Source organism: Myxosarcina sp. GI1 (assembly GCF_000756305.1).
Taxonomy (GTDB): domain Bacteria; phylum Cyanobacteriota; class Cyanobacteriia; order Cyanobacteriales; family Xenococcaceae; genus Myxosarcina.
On the sequence record NZ_JRFE01000018.1, the window covers coordinates 1 to 520 of the forward strand.

1 protein-coding gene is annotated in these 520 nt (G+C 45.4%); it reads right to left on the minus strand.

Annotated elements, in window-relative coordinates; genetic code table 11:
- The coding region (locus KV40_RS35730) for a hypothetical protein (RefSeq protein ID WP_036482690.1) at window positions 1–520 on the minus strand (520 nt) is incomplete at both ends.

The following is a 520-nucleotide window of genomic DNA, read 5'->3' on the forward strand; positions in this document are numbered from 1 at the left end:
TCGGCATCACTAAAGTTAGAGGCAACTTCTAGATTAAAGTTGCTATCTTCGGCTACAGTTTGGTCGATAATGGGAGTGGTAACAACAGGCGCATTGTTTAATATTCCATAAACATTGTTGTTATCTGTGTCAGTACCACTGTTGTCTGGAGCAAGATTATTAGTGTAGGTAACGCCGTCAACGCTAACAGTAGGTATTGTTTCGGGAAGTCCCAGGTCGTTTCCATTGGTATTATCGCTTGGGTCTAAAACAAAAATAGCACCTCCCAAACCATCGGCATTACTTCCACCACCTTGAGTTTGGTTATTAGAGAAATCTACATCTTTTAAAATTAGGTTGCCCGAACGGATAAAGACGGCACCACCAAAACCAGCACCATCACCACCTCTAGCTGGAGTATCGGGAGCTAGAAAACGCTCTACAGCTTCGGTACCGTTACCGCCACCAAAGCCACCTTGACCACCGACGTTTTCGCCACCAAGAAGACTGATACCACCTAGTAAACCCCCTGTAGGTTCGC